This is a genomic window from Enterobacter mori (genome assembly GCF_025244905.1).
Lineage (GTDB): Bacteria > Pseudomonadota > Gammaproteobacteria > Enterobacterales > Enterobacteriaceae > Enterobacter > Enterobacter mori_A.
This window is the reverse complement of sequence record NZ_CP104285.1, coordinates 1,402,218-1,422,527: the sequence shown is the minus strand read 5'-3', so window position 1 is coordinate 1,422,527 and position 20,310 is coordinate 1,402,218. Positions and strand designations below refer to the sequence as shown.

The window sequence follows — 20,310 nt, the reverse complement described above, 5'->3', positions numbered from 1 at the left end:
GCAACGTTCCAGTCAGTGAGCGGCATCACACTATGCCGTTCACTAAAGCTAGGACGTTGCTATACATTTGCCAGGATAAACTGACAAATAGCGCACTATATGAGAAGGAATAGTCCGAAACCGATCGTGGCGGCCCACAACAGCATCGGGACCGACCATAAATGGAAGCGCCACCAGATACGGCGGTCGTTGGCCATGCGCAGGGCAATCAGGTTGGCAAGTGAACCGGGCAATAGCCCAAACCCGCCGATATTTACCGCCCACGCCAGAAGGGTGTCAGGCGGAACATAGTTGAGCAGCAGAATGGTCGACGGCACGTTGCTGATAAACTGCGACAGGCCAATCGCCGTCAGCCACAGTCCCGGCTGCGACAGACCGCTGACGCCGTGAAGCACGTTTTGCAGTGCAGGAAGCTGGATGAGCAGATAGACATCGATAAACATCGCCATAAAGACCAGCAGCAGCGTCCAGTCGACGCTCACCAGCACCCGCCGCGCCAGCACTAAAAACCCGGCGGCAACCAGCAGCACGCCCGCCAGTTCAACCTTCATCTCCAGCGCGACCAAAAAGACGATATACAACGCCAGACAGCACCAGACCAGACGGGGCTGCCACTGCGGGCCCGTCGTCCCGCTGTGGTACTGCAGTTTTTTATCCGGAAAGGCAAACCAGCACACCGCCAGCAGGGATAGCATCATCACCAGCGCCAGCGGGGCCATCTGCCAGGTAAAGGCGGCAAACGACAGGCCGGAACGGCCCCAGAGCAGGATATTTTGTGGGTTCCCGATGGGCGTTAACAGCGAGCCAGCATTCACGGCTAGCGCTTCAAAGATAATCAGACGGCTGACCGGAATTTCACAGAGCTTACGCAGCGTGAGCGTAAGCGGCACGATGATAAACAGTGCGACATCGTTGGTCAGAAACGTCGACAGTACCGCTGCGGAAAAGACCATGAACAGAGACAGACGGCGTTCGGTGGCAAAACGGCGCACCATTTTGCGTCCCAGAACGTCAAAGTAGCCGCTTAGCTCTACGCCTTTGGTGAGCATCATTAAGCCGCTCAGGGTAATAATCGTGCGCCAGTCAATGGCCGCAGGCCAGGCGTGGGGGGTAAAGGGGACAAAGAGGCTTAAGCCTGCACCAATAATCAGTAAGAGATGAAAGAAACGGTCACGCGTCAGGGCTTGCAGGCCGGGGATGTTCATTCAGCAGAAGAACCATATTTGAGTGTAAATTCACGGAACTTCACCAGTGTTTCTTCACTGACATGGTGCTCCATCCCTTCCGCATCCCGGCGGGCAATTTCCGGGCTGACGCCCAGCACCAGTAAAAAGTTCTCCACGATCTGATGACGCTCACGGCTCTCCTGCGCCAGCTTTTCACCCTCTGCCGTCAGAAACACGCCGCGCCACGGGATCATCTCGATCAATCCCACTGACGCCAGACGTTTTAACATTTTGGCTACCGTTGGCTGGGAAACCCCCAGCCGCGCGGCCATATCAACCTGACGTGCTTCGCCAACCTCACGAATCAAATCGGAGATCAGCTCCACATAGTCATCAATCAGCTCCCGGCGATGCGCCTCACGCACCTGACGGAACCCTTCTACGTGCTCTTCAACATTCACCAGTTGCGTCGTTTTTTTTGTAGTTGGCTTACCTGCGCGACGGTTCATTGTGTTTCCTCAATGGGGGTGACGCTTCCAGCGTCCTGTAACGGAGCGCACATTGTAAACCATAGCTCTACAAGCACAAAAAATTAACGAATTAGCCATAGCTATACAATATAGCCTGTGCTATATCTGTATGTAATGCAGTCACCCTTCATGGACCGAAGGGATCAGAAATCAGGAGGTCACATGAATGAATTCAAGAGGTGTATGAACGTGTTTACCCACTCCCCCTTTAAAGTGCGCTTAATGCTGTTGAACATGCTGTGCGATATGTTTAGCAACAAACCGCAGCAGGATGACAAATCTTCTCATTAAGCGGCGTCGCGGTACGCCGCTTCATTTTCCCGTCACAAACCTCTTGTAAACTGGCTTCTGGTCGCCTTAATCCCGATCTTTTTTACGGATTTGCAGTCTTCCTCGCAAAACATCTGTTTAGCAACTGTTGACCTTATTTCACGCTCGCACTATCTTCTTGCAGCCCTGCACTATTTGCGGCTCGCTGAAGCGGACCCTTATTCCCTCTCCACGCACTGTCAGGCAGGCTTTGACCCTTGGCGCCAGGGTGAGCACATGGCGTTTTCATGATAGTGATCTATGAACGTAACCCTGAAAGAAACACTTGTTACCCGCAGCCGGGCCTTAAGCCCGTGGACGGGATTCTACTTTCTGCAATCGCTGCTGATTAACTTTGCGCTTGGCTACCCGTTTAGCCTGCTCTACGCCGTGGCGTTTACCTGCGTGCTCCACGTGCTGTGGCGGAGTGCGCCGCGCGTGCAGAAAGCGTTGGTCGGGGTCTGTTCGCTGGTTGCTGCGATGTATTTCCCGTTTGGCCAGGCTTACGGCGCGCCAAACTTCAATACCCTGCTGGCGCTGCACTCGACCAATATGGAAGAGTCGACGGAGATCTTGACGATCTTCCCGTGGTACAGCTACGTGGTCGGCCTCTTTATCTTTGCGCTGGGCGTGATTGCGGTACGCCGCAAAGCCGAAGAGAAAAAAACGTGGGGAAAAATGGAGAGCCTGTGCCTGGTATTTTGCGTAGGCACCTTTTTTGTCGCCCCGGTGCAAAACCTGGCCTGGGGTGGCGTCTTTAAGCTGAAAGACAGCGGCTACCCGGTGTTTCGCTTTGTTAAGGACGTGGTAGTCAACAACAAGGAAGTGCTCGACGAGCAGGCGCGTATGGCTGAGCTTTCCACCATGAAAGACACCTGGAACGTGCTGGCCGTGAAGCCTAAGTACCATACCTACGTGGTGGTGATTGGTGAAAGCGCGCGCCGCGATGCGCTCGGTGCTTTTGGCGGTCACTGGGATAACACGCCGTTTGCCAGTTCGGTCAACGGTACCCTGTTTACCGATTACGTCGCGGCCAGCGGCTCGACGCAGAAATCACTCGGCCTGACCCTGAACCGTGTGGTCGACGGCAAACCGCAGTATCAGGATAACTTTGTCACGCTGGCAAACCGCGCGGGCTTCCAGACATGGTGGTTCTCCAACCAGGGGCAAATTGGCGAATACGATACCGCCATCGCCAGTATTGCGAAGCGTGCCGATGAGGTTCAGTTCCTGAAAAGCGGTGATTTTGAAGCCGACAAAAACACGAAAGATGAAGCATTGCTGAAAATGACCGCACAGGTCTTTGCCACTCAGCGCACCCAGCCACAGCTGATTGTTCTGCACCTGATGGGGTCACATCCTCAGGCGTGCGATCGTACAAACGGAAAGTACACAGAGTTTGTGCAGTCCAAAGAGACATCGTGTTATCTCTACACCATGACGCAAACCGACGATCTGCTCAGCAAGCTCTATGCCCAGCTGCGCAATACGGGTGACAGTTTCTCAATGGTCTATTTCTCCGATCACGGACTGGCGTTTAAAGAGCGCGGTAAACAGGTGCAGTATCTGGCACACGATGACAAGTTCCAGCAGAACTTCCAGGTACCGTTTATGGTGTTGTCGAGTGACGACAAAAAGCATCGCATCATCACCGCGCGTCGTTCGGCAAATGATTTCCTGTCGTTCTTCTCGCAGTGGACGGGGATTGCAGCAGAGCAGATAAAAAATGCTTATCCGTTTGTCTCTAACAAGAAAGCGCCCCCAGTGTACGTTACCAACTTCAAGTTACAGAAAGTTGACTATAACCATTTGGGTACAGATATTTTTGATATAAAGAGCAAGTAGTTTCTGCCGTCTCGTGCGGTCTAATGTTTTCACCCTGACCCTCTCCCACGGGGCTGAGGGTTCCCCACAAAATAATGCCTGCACGGACGACCCCCTCTCCCTTGAGGGAGAGGGCAGGGGTGAGGGGGAACATACGGGTCTGGTGGTCATTCCGTTCACTTTATGTTGCTTGCTACTCTGTGAGGACATGACCTGTGAACGTGCCAGGGCGGCTCAATCGCCGCCGGACCAGGACATCGCTGTAAGTCATTAATTTTTCTGATGCAACATTCATCGCTTCAGGTAAAAAAAATACAGGGGATCCCTCAGCCCACGGGGAGAGGGAAAAAGACAAAAAAAATCCGCCACAGTGGGCGGATTTTTTATTTAATCACCGAAGTGATTAGAAGCGGTAACCTACGCCCGCGATCCAGGTGCCAACGTCAACGTTGCGGATACGGCTCTGCTCATAGGAGAAGTCCAGAGCAACGTTTTCGATTGGGTTGAACTGCAGACCCGCGCCATAGGAGAAGCCGTAGTCGCTGTTGCTTGCAGTGCGGTTCAGACCTTCGTTTTCGGTCTGCTGGAATTTACCGTAACCAACACCTACAACACCGTAGATGCTAGCCCAGTCGTTCAGGCGGTAAGCAGGACCAGCGGTGATACCGTAGTACTGACCTTTGTTATAGGTGCCGTTTTCAGTGCGATCTTTCTCGGTGTAAGTGAAAGAACCGATCACGCCCAGCGGGTTGTTGTCTTGCTCGTAACGATACTTCAGGTTGAAACCGTTAGTTTTGTTCATCACGCCCTGCATATCGCTCTGAGCGTAACCACCGGTAACGGTAGAAGTAGCAGCTACAGCAGTACCTGCGGAAACAGCCAGAACTGCGGCCAGTGCTGAAAGACATGCAATTTTTTTCATAACCACCTCAAATGTGTTCAAGTAAGTCCGTAAGTTTTAAATATATCAAAAAATTTTGCGAAACTCTTTGTGATTCGTAATGTCTAACGAGGTCTTTCCTGTAACAGAACGTTTCCAGGATCAGCTATCTCATTCAAATTACGTTAAATTTTCGCCGCAAAATAGTTATAGTGCGCGCCATTGCCGTTACATTCATCCAGATTATTCCTAATCTGACAGGCGATAAAACCAGCAACGCTTATCTATTTTACGGATTTTCCCTGGTTTTTTTTCAACAGTAGCTCAACCGTGAGCGCATATTTCCATTACACTGCGGCTTTTACCCTATTTGACATAAATTGACAGGAGAAAGGATGCCAGGGTTATCCCGCACGTCATCGGTCTGGATGCCGGTCGCTGTAATACTGATCGCCATGTTGTCGATTCAGAGTGGCGCGTCGCTTGCAAAATCACTCTTTCCTCTGGTGGGAGCGCCGGGCGTCACGGCCCTGCGTATTGCATTAGGGACTCTGATCCTCGTGGTCATCTTTAAACCCTGGCGTCTGCGTTTCAAAAAAGAGCAGCGACTGCCGCTTCTTTTTTACGGGCTGGCGCTGGGCGCGATGAACTACATGTTCTACCTCTCTATTCAGACCATCCCGCTGGGGATTGCCGTCGCGCTTGAATTTACGGGGCCGCTGGCGGTTGCCCTCTTCTCTTCACGTCGTCCGGTGGATTTCATCTGGGTCGTGTTAGCCGTGCTGGGGCTCTGGTTCCTGCTGCCGCTGGGTCAAAGCGTCGCGCAGATTGATCTGACGGGTGCCGCGCTGGCACTGGGCGCGGGTGCCTGCTGGGCTGTCTATATCCTCACCGGCCAACGCGCCGGGGAGGAGCACGGTCCGGCCACGGTTGCGCTGGGCTCGCTGATTGCCGCCATCATCTTTGTCCCCCTCGGTATGGCGCAAGCCACCGAATCCATATGGCAATGGTCCATTCTGCCCGTGGGGCTGGCGGTCGCTATTCTTTCTACGGCACTCCCCTATTCTCTGGAGATGATAGCCCTGACGCGTTTGCCGACACGCATTTTCGGTACGTTAATGAGCATGGAGCCTGCGCTGGCGGCTATCTCGGGGATGGTCTTCCTTGGAGAAACGCTGACGTTCACCCAGACGCTGGCACTGTGCTCCATTATCGCGGCCTCTATGGGATCAACGCTGACCATGCGCCCTGAACCCAAAGTGAAGAAAGTCGACATCAATTAATGCTCTATATTCTGCATGGCTTTCACGCCATGCAGAATATAGGCGCCTTCCACGCCCATCATATTTCGTTACATGGATTGTCATATTCACGAAATAATCCACAGGGCTACGCACCGTACGTTCAGAATTAAGATTGATCTGTATCAATTTCATAAAAATCCTTTATTTTCAGAATAATATAAACTCAACATCCTTCTTGCTATTAAACCGATAGGCAGAGCCAAACCGCAGGAAAAAAATCCGGTGCTATACTTAGTTCCGTAATTACCTGGGACACAAACATCAAGAGGATATGAGATTATGAGTACCGCTAAACTGGTGAAAACGAAAGCGTCTAATCTGCTTTATACCCGTAACGATGTATCGGATAGCGACAAAAAGGCGACCATTGAGTTGCTGAATCGCCAGGTGATCCAGTTCATCGATCTTTCGCTGATCACCAAACAAGCCCACTGGAATATGCGCGGTGCAAACTTTATTGCCGTTCATGAAATGCTGGATGGCTTCCGCACAGCACTGGTTACCCACCTCGATACGATGGCCGAACGTGCCGTTCAGTTAGGCGGTGTGGCGCTGGGGACCACGCAGGTGATTAACAGCAAAACACCACTGAAAAGCTATCCGCTGGATATTCATACCGTTCAGGATCACCTGAAAGAGCTGGCGGACCGTTATGCAATCGTCGCGAACGACGTGCGTAAAGCCATCGGCGAAGCGAAAGACGAAGACACGGCTGATATCTTCACTGCCGCCTCTCGCGACCTGGATCAATTCCTGTGGTTTATCGAATCTAACATCGAATAAGCCATACGAATTACCAATGACACCCTCGCCTCTGGCGGGGGTTTTGCACATTTATGGTGCACACTTTTGCACTGCACACCTGCAAAAGTGAACGAAATGTAATAATCACCTCACACAACCGTTAACGGAAGATTGTTTTTCCGTCAGAATCTGCGCTAAATATCACCTCGTCAGATACGCCAAATGAGTCGCACCAAAATGGTGCCTCACGCTGGTGCAACACGACATCATTGCTCCATTTTTTGTGCAATGCGTGACATCATCCCCTTTGTAAAACAACAGCTTGTAAAGTTGGCACGATTTTTTCATGGTGCCTGTTGTTCTCGCAGGGGATCGCCCCGTGGTTATAAAAGGAAATGCTATGAAGTCTGTATTAAAAGTTTCACTGGCTGCACTTACCCTGGCTTTTGCAGTGTCCTCTCAGGCTGCCGATAAACTCGTTGTGGCGACCGACACGGCGTTCGTTCCGTTTGAATTCAAACAGGGTGACAAATACGTTGGTTTTGACGTGGATCTGTGGGCTGCGGTCGCAAAAGAACTCAAACTGGACTATACCCTGAAACCGATGGACTTCAGCGGCATCATCCCTGCGCTGCAGACCAAAAACGTTGACCTGGCACTGGCGGGTATCACCATTACCGAAGAGCGTAAAAAAGCGATCGATTTCTCTGACGGCTACTACAAAAGCGGTCTGCTGGTGATGGTGAAAGCCGACAATAACGACGTAAAAAGCGTAAAAGATTTGGACGGTAAAGTGGTGGCAGTGAAGAGCGGCACCGGTTCCGTTGATTACGCGAAAGCGAATATCAAAACCAAAGATCTGCGTCAGTTCCCGAATATCGACAATGCCTACATGGAACTGGGTACCAACCGTGCTGACGCCGTTCTGCACGACACGCCTAACATCCTGTACTTCATCAAAACCGCGGGCAACGGCAAGTTCAAAGCGGTCGGCGATTCTCTGGAAGCACAGCAGTACGGTATTGCATTCCCGAAAGGCAGCGACGACCTGCGCACGAAAGTTAACGGCGCGCTGAAAACCCTGAAAGAGAACGGCACCTATAACGAAATCTACAAAAAATGGTTCGGTACCGAGCCTAAATAATTTCACCTGAATTCAGGTTTGTAACGCCCGGTGGCGCTCACGCTTACCGGGCCTACGTTTTACGTTTTTTACCACGGTATACAGGAATACATCATGCAGTTTGACTGGAGCGCCATCTGGCCTGCCATTCCTCTCTTGCTTGAAGGCGCTAAAATGACCCTGTGGATTTCGGTCCTGGGTCTGGTTGGCGGGTTGATTATCGGTCTTGTCGCCGGTTTCGCCCGCACCTACGGCGGCTGGATTGCAAACCACATCGCACTGGTTTTCATCGAAGTGATCCGCGGCACCCCGATTGTCGTGCAGGTCATGTTTATCTACTTCGCCCTGCCAATGGCTTTCAACGACCTGCGTATCGACCCGTTCAGCGCAGCCGTCGTCACCATTATGATCAACTCAGGTGCTTACATCGCGGAAATCACCCGCGGTGCGGTGCTGTCGATTCATAAAGGTTTCAGTGAAGCGGGTCTGGCACTGGGACTTTCCCGTCGCGAAACGATCCGCCACGTGATTCTGCCGCTGGCGCTGCGCCGTATGCTGCCACCACTGGGTAACCAGTGGATTATCAGCATTAAAGACACCTCGCTGTTCATTGTTATCGGCGTGGCTGAACTGACCCGTCAGGGGCAGGAGATCATTGCGGGCAACTTCCGCGCGCTGGAAATCTGGAGTGCGGTAGCCGTTGTCTATCTGATCATCACTCTGGTTCTGAGCTTCGTTCTGCGTCGTCTTGAAAGAAGGATGAAAATCCTGTGATTGAATTTAAAAACGTTTCCAAGCACTTTGGTCCAACCCAGGTGCTGCACAATATCGATTTGAGCATTAAACAGGGCGAAGTGGTGGTGATTATCGGGCCGTCCGGCTCCGGTAAATCCACCCTGCTGCGCTGCATCAACAAGCTGGAAGAGATCACCAGCGGCGATCTGATCGTCGACGGTCTGAAGGTCAATGACCCGAAAGTGGATGAGCGTCTGATTCGTCAGGAAGCGGGTATGGTGTTCCAGCAGTTCTACCTGTTCCCGCACCTCACGGCGCTGGAAAACGTGATGTTTGGCCCGCTGCGCGTGCGCGGGGCTAGCAAAGCGGCGGCGGAAGCGCAGGCAAAAGATCTGCTGGCAAAGGTTGGCCTGGCCGAACGTGCCCATCATTACCCTTCCGAGCTGTCCGGTGGCCAGCAGCAGCGTGTGGCGATTGCCCGCGCGCTGGCGGTGAAACCGAAGATGATGCTGTTTGATGAGCCGACTTCCGCGCTCGACCCGGAGCTGCGCCACGAGGTGCTGAAAGTCATGCAGGATCTGGCCGAAGAAGGGATGACGATGGTGATCGTGACTCACGAAATCGGCTTTGCTGAGAAAGTGGCCTCCCGCCTGATCTTTATTGATAAAGGCCGTATTGCTCAGGACGGTAACCCGCAAGAGCTTATTGCTAACCCGCCAGGGCAGCGTTTGCAGGAGTTCCTCCAGCACGTCTCCTGATCCCTCGCGTCACACCGAGCCGGGCCCTGCCCGGCTTTTTTACGCCAGATTGTTCCCAAAAATCCCCCTCCTCGCCTCGACTTCTATACTTATCATTTTGTTCGACATTTTCACCGGAGGACGCCGTGCCGTGGATCCTGTTGCTGTTGATTAGCCTGTTTAGTGCGCCATCGTTCGCCGTCGCGATCCCCGGCGTCACCACCGGAACCACCGCGACGAAGGAAAATACGCCGCCACCGGAGCCCGATGTTGAAAAGAAAAAAGCTGCCTACAGCGCCCTTGCCGATGTGCTGGAAAACGACGCCGCCCGGCAAGAGTTAATTGGTGAGCTTCGTAAAGTCGCCGCCACGCCATCCCAGGAGGCCGTTCCGGCCATCACACCGCCCCAGGTGGAGGAGCAAAAAACAGTGCTGGAAAACGTCACCGACGTAAGCCGCCACTATGGGGATGCCCTCTCCTCTCGTTTTGCCCAGCTTTACCGTAACCTGATTGGCTCTCCGCATAAGGCCTTTAATCCCCAGACCTTTTCCACTGCCGTAACGCAGTTTTTAATGCTGGCCGCCGGTGTGTTTATTTTTTACTGGCTGGTGCGCCTGTGCGCCTGGCCGCTGTACCGCAAGATGGGTATCTGGGGGCGGAAAAAAAACCAGCATAAAAGCAGCTGGCTGCACCTCCCGGCGATGGTCGCCGGAGCCTTTATCATCGATTTACTGCTGCTGGCAATGACGCTATTTGTCGGTCAGGTCCTGGCCGATCGCCTCAATACGGGCAACAAAACCATTGCCTTCCAGCAGGCGCTCTTGCTCAATGCATTTGCGCTAATCGAATTTTTTAAAGCGGTGCTGCGCGTCATCTTTTGTCCGCGCGTGCCTGAACTTCGCCCTTTTAATATTAAGGATGAGAGCGCGAAATACTGGGCCGTGCGGTTAAGCGTGCTCAGCGGCCTGATTGGCTACGGCCTGCTGGTGGCCGTGCCAATCATCTCCAACCAGGTCAACGTGCAGTTTGGCGCACTGGCGAACGTGCTGATTATGCTCTGTATTACCGTCTGGTCGCTGTACCTTATCTTTCACAATAAAAAGGCGATCACCGAAAGCCTGTTGCATCTGGCCGACCGTTCCCTCTCCTTCTTCAGTCTGTTTATCCGCGCCTTCGCACTGGTGTGGCACTGGCTGGCGAGCGCCTACTTTATTGTGCTGTGTTTCTTCTCGCTGTTTGACCCGGGTAATAGCCTGAAATTTATGATGGGCGCGACGTTCAAAAGCCTGGCGATTATCGGCGTTGCGGCCTTTGTGTCTGGCCTGCTGTCCCGCTGGATCTCGAAAACCATCACCCTCTCACCGCAGGTGCAGCGGAACTACCCTGAACTGCAAAAGCGCGTGAACGGCTGGATGTCGGTATCACTGAAGGTGGCGCGGATTTTGACCGTCTGCGTGGCGATTATGCTGCTGCTGAACGCCTGGGGACTGTTTGATTTCTGGAACTGGCTACACAACGGCGCGGGTGAAAAAACGGTCGATATTCTGATTCGTATCGCGTTGATCCTGTTCTTCTCCGCCGTCGGCTGGACGCTGCTGGCGAGCCTCATCGAAAACCGTCTGGTGTCCGATATTCACGGCAGGCCGCTACCCAGCGCCCGCGCGCGCACGTTATTGACGCTGTTCCGAAATGCGCTGGCGGTGATCATCAGCACCATCACCATCATGATTGTGCTCTCGGAGATCGGCGTGAATATCGCCCCGCTGCTGGCGGGTGCCGGGGCGCTGGGGCTGGCGATCTCCTTCGGTTCACAAACGCTGGTGAAGGATATTATTACCGGTATCTTTATTCAGTTTGAGAACGGGATGAACACGGGCGATCTGGTGACTATCGGGCCGCTGACCGGTACCGTCGAGCGAATGTCCATCCGCTCCGTCGGCGTGCGTCAGGACACCGGTGCGTATCACATTATTCCGTGGTCATCGATTACCACCTTCGCCAACTTTGTGCGCGGGATTGGTTCCGTTGTGGCGAACTACGATGTGGATCGCCACGAAGATGCAGACAAAGCGAAGCAGGCGCTGCGGGATGCGGTAGAAGAGTTGATGCAGATGGAAGATATTCGCGGGTTGGTGATCGGTGAGCCGTCGTTTGCCGGGATTGTCGGGCTGACGAATACCGCATTCACCCTGCGCGTGTCGTTCACCACCCAGCCCCTGAAGCAGTGGACGGTGCGTTTTGCACTCGACAGCATGGTGAAAAAGCACTTTGATCTGGCGGATGTGCGGATGCCGGTGCAGACGTATCAGGTATTGCCGCCGCCCGCATCGCCGCTCCCACCGCAGGAGCCGACGTTGTAGACTGGTTGCCGGGTGGCGGCTTCGCCTTACCCGGACTACGAGACACTTATTTACGGCGTTTATTATTGTCCATAAACGTCCAGGCAATAAAGCGGCTCTGTTTCTGGCCTTGCGACATCTCTTTCTTCACCACTTTCACCGTACCGGCTTCGGTCAAGGCGCGGTAGAGTGGCGGCAGGTTATCGCCACGCGACACCAGCGACGTAAACCACTTCACCTGACGGCCAAACTGTTTACTTTCTGCAATCATGCGCAGGATAAACGCGACTTCGCCCCCTTCACACCAGAGTTCCTGCTGCTGACCGCCAAAGTTCAGTGCGGCATCTTCCGCCTGCCCCAGGTTACGGCGCTTACGCTCGCTGCCCGCTCGTGCTGTCGCAGCAGAATCATGGAACGGCGGATTACACATCGTGGCATCGTACTGCTCGTTCTTATGAATGATGCCGTTGAAGATGGATTTGTCATCTTTCTGACGACGTAAACGGATCGCCCGGGTTAAGCCTGGGTTCGCGTTAATAATCGCCTGCGCACTGGCGAATGCCTCAGTGCCAATTTCACTGCCGGTAAAACGCCATTGATATTCATGCGCGCCAATGAGCGGGTAAATCAGGTTTGCCCCGGTGCCAATATCCAGGATTGTCGCCTGCTGTGGAATGACGCCATCATTCCCTTCCGCAAGAAGATCGGCAAGGTGATGGACGTAATCTGCGCGGCCAGGCACGGGTGGGCAGAGAAAGCCTTCGGGAATATCCCAGTGCGTCACGCCATAAAAATGGGCCAGCAGCGCTTTGTTCAGCGTTTTGACCGCCTGAGGATCGGCAAAGTTGACCGAGGGTTCACCCGCTGGCGTCTGTACGATAAAGTCCTGCAACTGAGGGCAGCTCAGGCACAGCGCTTTCATGTCATAGCGGCTGTTATGGCGGTTACGCGGGTGCAATCCCGGCTTTTGGGCAGTCATGGCATTCTCCTTTCAACAGCGGCGTAAGATACCCTTTGCGGACCCAACGGTAAATAACTGTCTGCCCAACGCAAAAACACACCGGAAATCAGTAACCTTTATGTCTATGATCTGTCAGCAAATTGTCAATTTACATCGTTCAAAAAATAAGCAGACCATCATCAAATTTTTGCGCTAAATCACACTCGTCGGGCTTCTAAACTTAAGGGGAATCACCTGTTGTTTCCCCTGAGGATGTGATTATGAAAAGATATATGACCCTTGCTGTCGCGGGCGCACTGGCAGCCGCATCTTTCTCTGCCTGGTCCGTTCAGTCACTGAATGAAAACACAGACACCAGCCAGCTGCGTGCTGCCGGTACAGTCTCCGTCAGTCGCGCGAGTAACCTTGACGATCTCCAGGATAAGCTGGCTGAAAAAGCACGTCAGGAAGGTGCCAAAGGTTTTGTGGTGAATTCCGCTGGCGGCGATAACCACATGTATGGCACAGCAACCATCTACAAATAACCCTCTGACTTTCCTCCCGACTGCATCTGCTCCAACAGATGCAGTTTCTTTATTCCTGTCTTGACCGTACGATTTTTGACCCCACATTAGCGTTATGTTTTATAAAACCAAACAGGAGAACGCCATGGCTTCCGGTTGGGCAAATGACGACGCCGTAAACGAACAGATCAACAGTACGATTGAAGATGCTGTAGCCCGCGCTCGCGGTGAATTACCGCGCGGTGAAAGCCTGCAGGAATGTGAGGAGTGTGGCGACCCCATCCCCGAGGCGCGGCAAAAAGCCATCCCTGGAGTAAGGTTATGCATTGCCTGCCAGCAGGAGAAAGATTCAAAAAACACTTCACACTCGGGATATAATCGCAGAGGATCTAAAGATAGCCAGTTACGTTGACTTTCCTTTACCTAAGTCAACGGAGCAAGCGGATACGTTTACGCTCACGAATTTTCGTATGTCGCGTAGCAAAATGTGCCCTTCATCTTTTCTCTGTAAAGCGCATCGATAAGAACTGTAAAGCGTCGCTCCGAATTTATTAATATTCAATAACTTATTTGTCATTCAATTTTTTTGATTGACCACGTCAATTCTCTTCGATTTTATCTCTCAAGAAAAACCGTGATACTTATCACATCGACGGAACATCGTCCCTTTATCAGAATAACCTGCGAGAGATTAATTATGAAAACCATCAAATATGCTGTAGCTGCTGTTGCCCTGTCTGCTCTGTCTTTCGGCGCTTTCGCTGTAGAGCCAGTCTCTTCTTCTCAGGCACAGAACATGAACAAAGTGGGTGTGGTAAGTGCTGAAGGCGCGACCACGCTGGACGGTCTTGAAGCCAAACTGGCTGAGAAAGCAGCAGCTGCAGGCGCAAGCGGATACACCATTACCTCCGCTAACGGCAATAACAAACTGAGCGGTACTGCGGTTATCTACAAATAATCGAACGAATTATGCTCTACCCTCACCGTACCCTCTGGTGAGATGCTCCACCCTCATTGACCCTGTTGTTACCCTTTGTTTGCCCGTCCGCCACTGGACGGGCTTTTTTTTGCCTAAAACGACTGCGCGACGCGCTGCAGTCCGGCCTCCACTGAGTCCACCTCACCTGTCGCCAGCAAACAACAGGCCATTTGCAACCTGATGGAGTGCGGAACGGGGACATTGCCCGACAGACACTGAACGATCCAGTCCGCGGTGGTGTGTGGATCTTTTGCCTGTGGCAGAACCACATCCCTGTTCTCTTCCCCTCGTTCAAGCACTGCACGCGAACCAGCAGAATCAATCAACATGATTTGCGGGCAACGCAGCGGGTTGGCATACACTTCCCCTTCCGTTCCGTGCATCAATAACGCCCGTCCGCCAATGTCCTCAAAGAACTTGCCAACACGCGCCACGTACTCCGGGTGCGATACGCTGGAAAGACGCAGGGCCGCGTCTTCATTAAATGGCGTGGCCAGTTTCGCCAGCGTGTGGGCACTGTTACGCACCCCCATACGCCAGCGCATTTCAAGCTGTTTTTCCAGCGGCGGGCAGAGCGCGCGTACCGGGATATAGACTGGCTGATGCCCGTCCAGCTTCGCCTGCGCCTGACCCGCATGCAGGGTCGGTTCGATACCCAGCAGCGCAAAGATCGTTTCCGTCAGCACGCGCGTCGGATCGTCGCTGACGCCGTGTACGACAACCGGGAACCCAAGCTTGTTAAGCAAAATGGCCAGCAGCGGCGTCAGGTTCGCCTGCTTACGCGCCCCGTTATAGCTGGGAATAACAATCGGCATCGGCTTCGTAACGGGCGGCGTTAAGCGCATCGTTTTCGCCTGCATCGCGTCATAAAAACCGCGCATCTCGGCTTCACCTTCACCTTTAATACGCAGCGCGATCAGGATGCCGCCCAGTTCAAGTTCTGGCACGTCGCCGTTCAGCATATGGGTGTACAGCGCATGGGCCGTTTCCTGGTCCAGGTCACGGGCGTGATTTTTTCCTCGCCCTACCTCTTTGATAATTTTGCGATAATCCACGACTTCTCTCCTGACAGCATCATCTTGTTAACAATATAGCCCTGAAGAACACCTTGCCGTTAGTCTTTTATCCACGGAATCAATCTGCTGATTTTATGACAAAAAAATAAATTCAAGCACTTTTTCAATTATTTGTGATTTCTATAGAAGAATCCTACACATATATTTTTTGATTAAATAACCATCGGAAAGTCATTAAAAGTCAACGGTGAAAACGTCCAGGCAACGTTCGCGCCAGAAACATATCAGGATTCATTATGAACAAGGTTGCTTTAGGTTTATTGATCGCCGCAGCGGTGGGATGTTCCGCATCCGCATTTGCGGCAACAAATGGTGAAGGGCAGATTAACTTCACCGGAGAAATTATCGATTCGGCTTGCCAGGTCGTGAATGGGTTAAGCAACCCGTTAAACGTTCAGTTAGGCAAAGTGTCTAAAACGGTATTTACCGGTACCGGCTCCACCAGCACATTAACCAAGTTTGATATTCAGTTAACAAACTGCCCGGAAACGGTCACCTCCGCAGCGATAAACTTCGGTGGTACCCCGGACTCAAATAACAATGCTGCGCTGGCGTTAACCCCTGATGTCGATGCGGCAACGGGTGTAGCTATTCAGCTGGTTGACTCCTCAGAACAACCGGTCAGCTTGTATACCCCGTCTCAGCAATATCCATTAACCTCCGGCACGGCGGTTAACGATCTGGAGTTTGGTGCACGTTATATTCAAACGGGATCCGCAATCACCGCAGGCCCGGCTAACTCCGTATCTACTTTCACCGTTATTTATAACTGATCTTATCAATCCTGAGATATTAATGCTTTTGCGAGCATTAATATCTTATCTATTTATTGAGAAATCTTTATGCGCCATGGTTATTTACTGAGCACACTTTTACTGGTAGCCGCCACTGCACATGCAGGTGTCATTATTAATGGCACACGTCTGGTTTACCAGGGAGATAAAAAGGAATCCTCTCTTGGTCTTTCAAATCCAGATGCGACGGATTATCTGGTGCAGTCCTGGGTTGATTCCGGCGGTAAAAACCGGGCCAAAGCCCCGTTCCTGATTACCCCACCGCTGTTCCGCCTTGATGCGAAAGAAGATAACGTGCTGCGCGTGGTGCGCACCGGCGGTAATTTGCCGGAAGATCGAGAGTCCTTGTACTGGCTGAATATCAAAGCCATCCCTTCAGCTAAGCACGTTGAAGGAATGAACACCCTACAAATTGCCATTAATACGCGCATTAAATTGCTGTATCGCCCGTCATCGGTTAAAGGCAAACCTGAAGAGGTCGCGGATAAACTTGAATGGCATCGTGAAGGCAACGACCTGGTCGTCAATAATCCAACGCCTTTTTATATGAATTTCCAGAAGGTGACGCTGAACGGCCATAAAGTGGATAAAGCCACCTGGGCCGTTCCTGAAACTGAAACGCATTTTGCATTACCTGGCAATGTGGGTGGTTCAACTGTCGCGTATTCCATTATTACGGATTACGGCAGCATCAGCCAGACCGTGTCAAAAGCAGTTAATTAATCACCTGTTCAGGTAAAAGAAATCATCATGTACAGCCATAAAAAGCCGTTCACCTGTCGATTTTCTTCATTGCTGGTCATTTTATGTGGACTGGCAATGGCGATTTTTGCGCAGCAGGTTATGGCTGATGATTATTTCAACCCGGCGCTGCTTGATATTGATAATCCGCAACAGGGAAAGACAGACCTCTCTGTATATGAAAAAGGGCCAGGGCAAGCACCGGGAAAATATCAGGTCACTATTTTTATTAATAATAATAAAATTGATACCCGCAATGTCACCTTTACATTAGAAAAAGACGCCCACGGGGATAATTCACTCCAGCCCTGTTTCTCGCTTGAGGATTTAAAAAGCCTCGGCATTAAAACCCAAACATACCCGCAGCTGATGGCAAAAGGCCAGTGCGCCAATTTAAACGCCATCCCTGCGGCATCCGCTACGTTTCACGTTCGCAATCAGCAGCTGCTGCTCAGTATTCCACAGCTGGCCCTGAACAAGGTTCCACGCGGCTCTATCGACCCAAAAGAGTTCGACGAAGGGATCACCGCAGGTATTCTCAACTACAGCGCCACCGCCAGCCAGAGCCACGCACGCCAGCAGGGTGAACAGGATAACAGCAGCCAGTACGTCAACCTGCGCCCTGGCTTTAACATCGGTGCCTGGCGCGTGCGTAACTATTCCACATGGAATCGCAGCACCCAGGGCAAGGAAGAGCAGCAAAAGTTCTCCTCCGTTTATACCTATGCCCAGCGCGATATCGTGGCGATAAAAAGCGACCTCACCGTCGGGCAAAGCTCATCGCCTTCCGATGTTTTTGACAGCGTGCCTTATACCGGCGTGCAGCTTAACTCCGACAGCGACATGCTGCCGGACAGCGAAAAAGGCTTTGCGCCGATTATACGCGGCACTGCCCACAGCAACGCGCTGGTGATGGTCCGCCAGAACGGCTATGTCATTTACCAGAACACGGTCGCGCCCGGCGCGTTTGAAATTAACGATCTCTACCCTACCGGCAGCAGCGGCGACCTGCAGGTCACCGTGAAAGAGACCGACGGCAGTGAAAGTCATTTCGTGGTGCCGTATGCCTCCGTACCGGTATTGCAGCGTGAAAAAAACCTGCGCTACAGCGTCACCGCCGGGCGTTATCGCGCTTACGACAACGATGTTGAAAAGACTCCGTTTGCCCAGGGTAGCGCAATCTATGGCTTACCTTATGGTGTCACCGTTTATGGCGGCGTTCAGCAGAGCAGCCATTATCAATCTCAGGCGCTCGGTGCCGGGAAAAACATGGGCGATTTAGGCGCGTTCTCCATCGACGTTACCCGCGCGAAAGCCCTGCTGAAGCAGCAGCAGTCCAGCAAAGGCCAGTCCTGGCGCGTGCGCTACAGCAAAGATTTTGCCGGTTCAGGCACCAACTTCTCCCTCGCGGGCTATCGCTACAACAGCAAAGGGTTTTACACCCTGGAAGACACCATGGAGTCATATACCCGCTCTGACGACTGGTCTGCCCCTCAGCAGCGCCGCGCCCGAACCGAGGCCACCATCGACCAGACGCTGCCCGAAGGCTGGGGATCAGTCACCCTGAGCATGGTGAAAGAGACTTACTGGAGCCAGAACCAGGACATGAACTCCATGAGCGTCAGCTACAACAACAGCTGGCACGGGGTGAGCTACAGCCTGAGCTACAGCATGAACAAGAACACCAGCGACAGCGATGAAGACGGTAATCAAGTGACGAACGACAACCAGTTCTCGCTGAGCGTCTCCGTTCCGCTGGATCGCTGGATGCATAACACCTGGGCCACCTACAACCTGAACAATACCAAAGACGGTACGACGCAGAATATCGGCCTCAACGGCACGGCGCTGGAGGAAGACAACCTGAACTGGAATATCCAGCAGGGGCTGAGCAGCACCGGCAGCGGCAACTCGACCAGCATGAATGCTGATTACAAAGCGACCTACGGCGAGGTGAGCGCAGGCGTCAGTCAGGATAAGTATCAGCAGACCGTTAACGTCGGTTTGCAGGGCGGCGTCATTGCCCATGCCAACGGCATCACCCTGAGCCAGCCGCTGGGTGAAACCATCGCGCTGGTGAAAGCGCCAGGGACACACGGGACACATATCGCTAACCAGACGGGCGTGGAGACCGATTTCCGCGGCTATACCGTCGTCCCGTTTGTGACTGCATATCGCCATAACACTATTGCGCTGGATACCGAAACGCTGCCGGACAACGCCGACGTGACGCACGCGGCGCAGGTGGTGACCCCGACACGCGGCGCCGTGGTGCGCGCCAGCTTTAACACCCGCGTGGGCAGTCGCGTACTGATGACGCTCACGCAAAACGGGAAACCGCTGCCCTTTGGTGCAACGGTGACCACCGAGGATAAGGACAGCGAGTTCATTGTCGGTAACGACGGGCAGACCTACCTCTCGGGCCTGCCGCAGCAAGGACATCTCAACGTTTCCTGGGGACAGGAGGCGAGCGAGCACTGCGTCGCTGACTACGCGCTAATGGATGAGAAAGAGAAAACCAGCATCATTAACGCTGCCGCGCAGTGTCACTGATCCACCGTTCAGGCGAAACATTATGCAAATGATTAAACAGTGCTTTTTCTTACTGATTCTCGGCACCGCCGCGTTATTTATGCCGCACGCAAAGGCCACCTGTTCCACGCCGGATATGCCGAAGATGATTAACGTCGCCTCGATTTCAGTTCCGACCACGCTTGCGGTGGGCGAAACCATTCCCGGCACGGAACAGACTGCGCATGTTGCGGGGCACTGCGATCAATCCATCGACAGCGGGCTGGAAATCGTCGCGTGCTATTACGGTACCGGTGCGGAAATCCCCGGCATGAAAGGTGTCTATGATTCCGGTGTTCCAGGTATCGGTATCGCGCTGATGAACGACAAAGGGCAACGCATCAGCGGAGCCGGTGGCATTCAGTGCGACTCGCGCACCATGCCCATTGGCTATGTCTCTGATGACGGGCAACTGTCCTTCAATTTTGATGTGACGCTGGAACTGGTTAAAACCAGTAGCGAAGTGACGTCCGGTACGCTGGTGCAGTCGCAAACTGAGTTTGGCATCGGCGTCTTCGGCCATGAAGGGATCGGCTCGCCAAACCATATCGCTTACGCCGGAAACATCAACCTGCAAACCGTCACATGTTCTGTGCTGCCAAAAAACCTCACCATCAACCTGGGCGATTTCCCGGTGAGCGACTTTATCGGCGTGGGTACGCTCTCCCAACCCGCTCAGGAATTCAACGTCAGCGTGAACTGTAATACCACCGTACAACCGGAGGTGAAGATAACCAGCGCGAACGGGTACGAAGAGGGATTTGAAGGCGTGATAAAACTGACTCAGGAGAGCGGAATGGCGAAAGGGGTGGGCGTCAGGATGCTGTTTGACGGCAACATCGCCACTTTCGACAGCTACGTCAGCACCCAACGCCCGGCCGAAGCCAACGAAACGCTGGAGATACCTTTTCAGGTTCGTTATATGCAAACGCAACCGAACGTTCTTCCTGGCCCGGCGAACACGGTCGCCACACTCACTCTCGCTTATAAATAA

The 20,310-nt window shown here is 52.9% G+C and carries 20 protein-coding genes; 15 read left to right on the top strand and 5 right to left on the bottom strand.

What is annotated here, in order from left to right; all coding sequences use genetic code 11:
* Positions 1-95 precede the first annotated feature (95 nt).
* Positions 96-1,205, bottom strand: coding sequence for an anion transporter (locus N2K86_RS06695; RefSeq protein ID WP_260660901.1), 1,110 nt, complete (start codon positions 1,203-1,205; stop codon positions 96-98).
* Complete coding sequence (mntR, locus tag N2K86_RS06690; RefSeq protein ID WP_010428939.1) at positions 1,202-1,675, bottom strand: manganese-binding transcriptional regulator MntR; 474 nt, start codon at positions 1,673-1,675, stop codon at positions 1,202-1,204. Before mntR ends, N2K86_RS06695 begins: the two co-directional genes overlap by 4 nt.
* Positions 1,676-1,858: 183 nt before the next feature.
* Here mntR and mntS point away from each other — a divergent pair, with 183 nt between their 5' ends.
* On the top strand, positions 1,859-1,987 hold the full coding sequence (gene mntS, locus N2K86_RS06685) for a manganase accumulation protein MntS (RefSeq protein WP_260660900.1): 129 nt from the start codon (positions 1,859-1,861) through the stop codon (positions 1,985-1,987).
* Between the two features lie 279 nt (positions 1,988-2,266).
* On the top strand, positions 2,267-3,850 hold the full coding sequence (locus N2K86_RS06680) for a phosphoethanolamine transferase (protein ID WP_260660899.1): 1,584 nt from the start codon (positions 2,267-2,269) through the stop codon (positions 3,848-3,850).
* Between the two features lie 382 nt (positions 3,851-4,232).
* On the opposite strand, the gene ompX is transcribed toward N2K86_RS06680, so the two are convergent.
* On the bottom strand, positions 4,233-4,751 hold the full coding sequence (ompX, locus tag N2K86_RS06675) for an outer membrane protein OmpX (protein ID WP_010428930.1): 519 nt from the start codon (positions 4,749-4,751) through the stop codon (positions 4,233-4,235).
* A gap of 353 nt (positions 4,752-5,104) precedes the next feature.
* Here ompX and rhtA point away from each other — a divergent pair, with 353 nt between their 5' ends.
* The 6 genes from rhtA (at position 5,105) to ybiO (ending at position 11,712) form a co-directional block, all read left to right on the top strand.
* On the top strand, positions 5,105-5,992 hold the full coding sequence (rhtA, locus tag N2K86_RS06670; protein ID WP_221550764.1) for a threonine/homoserine exporter RhtA: 888 nt from the start codon (positions 5,105-5,107) through the stop codon (positions 5,990-5,992).
* A gap of 300 nt (positions 5,993-6,292) precedes the next feature.
* On the top strand, positions 6,293-6,796 hold the full coding sequence (dps, locus tag N2K86_RS06665) for a DNA starvation/stationary phase protection protein Dps (RefSeq protein ID WP_010428924.1): 504 nt from the start codon (positions 6,293-6,295) through the stop codon (positions 6,794-6,796).
* Between the two features lie 361 nt (positions 6,797-7,157).
* A complete protein-coding gene (gene glnH, locus N2K86_RS06660; RefSeq protein WP_010428921.1) occupies positions 7,158-7,901 on the top strand; it encodes a glutamine ABC transporter substrate-binding protein GlnH in 744 nt (247 codons plus the stop codon).
* 93 nt (positions 7,902-7,994) lie between these two features.
* On the top strand, positions 7,995-8,654 hold the full coding sequence (gene glnP, locus N2K86_RS06655; protein WP_010428919.1) for a glutamine ABC transporter permease GlnP: 660 nt from the start codon (positions 7,995-7,997) through the stop codon (positions 8,652-8,654).
* Positions 8,651-9,373: a glutamine ABC transporter ATP-binding protein GlnQ gene (gene glnQ, locus N2K86_RS06650; protein ID WP_089598967.1), complete on the top strand. Its 723-nt coding sequence runs from the start codon at positions 8,651-8,653 to the stop codon at positions 9,371-9,373. The genes glnP and glnQ overlap by 4 nt, the downstream gene beginning before the upstream one ends.
* Before the next feature lie 125 nt (positions 9,374-9,498).
* On the top strand, positions 9,499-11,712 hold the full coding sequence (gene ybiO, locus N2K86_RS06645) for a mechanosensitive channel protein (protein ID WP_260660898.1): 2,214 nt from the start codon (positions 9,499-9,501) through the stop codon (positions 11,710-11,712).
* Positions 11,713-11,758: 46 nt separating this feature from the next.
* Here ybiO and rlmF read toward each other — a convergent pair whose 3' ends face one another.
* The gene (rlmF, locus tag N2K86_RS06640) at positions 11,759-12,670 is read right to left on the bottom strand and encodes a 23S rRNA (adenine(1618)-N(6))-methyltransferase RlmF (protein ID WP_260660897.1); all 912 of its coding nucleotides are present in this window, start codon (positions 12,668-12,670) and stop codon (positions 11,759-11,761) included.
* Positions 12,671-12,912: 242 nt separating this feature from the next.
* Here rlmF and mcbA point away from each other — a divergent pair, with 242 nt between their 5' ends.
* The 3 genes from mcbA to ybiJ all read left to right on the top strand — a co-directional run bounded on the left by mcbA (position 12,913) and on the right by ybiJ (position 14,113).
* Positions 12,913-13,176 carry a DUF1471 family periplasmic protein McbA gene (mcbA, locus tag N2K86_RS06635; RefSeq protein ID WP_260660896.1) on the top strand — a complete coding sequence of 88 codons (264 nt, stop codon included), beginning with the start codon at positions 12,913-12,915 and terminating at the stop codon, positions 13,174-13,176.
* A gap of 124 nt (positions 13,177-13,300) precedes the next feature.
* A complete protein-coding gene (locus tag N2K86_RS06630; protein ID WP_260660895.1) occupies positions 13,301-13,567 on the top strand; it encodes a DksA/TraR family C4-type zinc finger protein in 267 nt (88 codons plus the stop codon).
* Positions 13,568-13,852: 285 nt separating this feature from the next.
* A complete protein-coding gene (gene ybiJ, locus N2K86_RS06625) occupies positions 13,853-14,113 on the top strand; it encodes a DUF1471 family protein YbiJ (RefSeq protein ID WP_260660894.1) in 261 nt (86 codons plus the stop codon).
* Between the two features lie 113 nt (positions 14,114-14,226).
* Here ybiJ and ybiB read toward each other — a convergent pair whose 3' ends face one another.
* Complete coding sequence (ybiB, locus tag N2K86_RS06620; RefSeq protein ID WP_260660893.1) at positions 14,227-15,189, bottom strand: DNA-binding protein YbiB; 963 nt, start codon at positions 15,187-15,189, stop codon at positions 14,227-14,229.
* Between the two features lie 257 nt (positions 15,190-15,446).
* On the opposite strand from ybiB, the gene N2K86_RS06615 reads away from it, so the two are divergent.
* The 4 genes from N2K86_RS06615 to N2K86_RS06600 all read left to right on the top strand — a co-directional run bounded on the left by N2K86_RS06615 (position 15,447) and on the right by N2K86_RS06600 (position 20,310).
* Complete coding sequence (locus N2K86_RS06615; RefSeq protein ID WP_063615831.1) at positions 15,447-15,983, top strand: fimbrial protein; 537 nt, start codon at positions 15,447-15,449, stop codon at positions 15,981-15,983.
* Between the two features lie 69 nt (positions 15,984-16,052).
* Positions 16,053-16,727, top strand: coding sequence for a fimbrial biogenesis chaperone (locus N2K86_RS06610; protein WP_260660892.1), 675 nt, complete (start codon positions 16,053-16,055; stop codon positions 16,725-16,727).
* Positions 16,728-16,754: 27 nt separating this feature from the next.
* Positions 16,755-19,298 carry a fimbria/pilus outer membrane usher protein gene (locus tag N2K86_RS06605; protein ID WP_260660891.1) on the top strand — a complete coding sequence of 848 codons (2,544 nt, stop codon included), beginning with the start codon at positions 16,755-16,757 and terminating at the stop codon, positions 19,296-19,298.
* A gap of 22 nt (positions 19,299-19,320) precedes the next feature.
* Positions 19,321-20,310 carry a fimbrial protein gene (locus N2K86_RS06600; RefSeq protein WP_260660890.1) on the top strand — a complete coding sequence of 330 codons (990 nt, stop codon included), beginning with the start codon at positions 19,321-19,323 and terminating at the stop codon, positions 20,308-20,310.